Here is a 262-nt window from a genome sequence, read left to right as displayed (position 1 = left end):
AGGTACGTCCGCTCGGCGGTCCTGGAAATCATGAGCGAGGATTACCTCCGCACCGCCCGGGCCAAGGGGCTCGGAAAGCTCGAAGCCCTCGTGAAGCACGGGCTGCGCAATGCGGCGATTCCCGTCCTCACAGTGGCCAGCGTCCAACTCGCGGCCCTCATCATCGGCGCCGTGGTGATCGAACGGGTCTTCGTGATTCCCGGGTTGGGGTCCATGCTCTTGGACGCCGTGGGAAACCGGGACCTGCTCACGGTTCAATCCG

General features: G+C 64.9%; 1 protein-coding gene. It reads left to right on the top strand.

Annotated features, from left to right (window positions below):
* Positions 1 to 262 (top strand): ABC transporter permease subunit (locus SB754_RS20995; RefSeq protein WP_410784283.1); only part of this gene is annotated, 262 nt, incomplete at both ends.

The sequence above is a fragment of the Leifsonia sp. SIMBA_070 genome (genome assembly GCF_046534635.1).
Taxonomy (GTDB): domain Bacteria; phylum Actinomycetota; class Actinomycetes; order Actinomycetales; family Microbacteriaceae; genus Leifsonia.
This window is presented reverse-complemented; position numbering and strand designations above follow the sequence as displayed.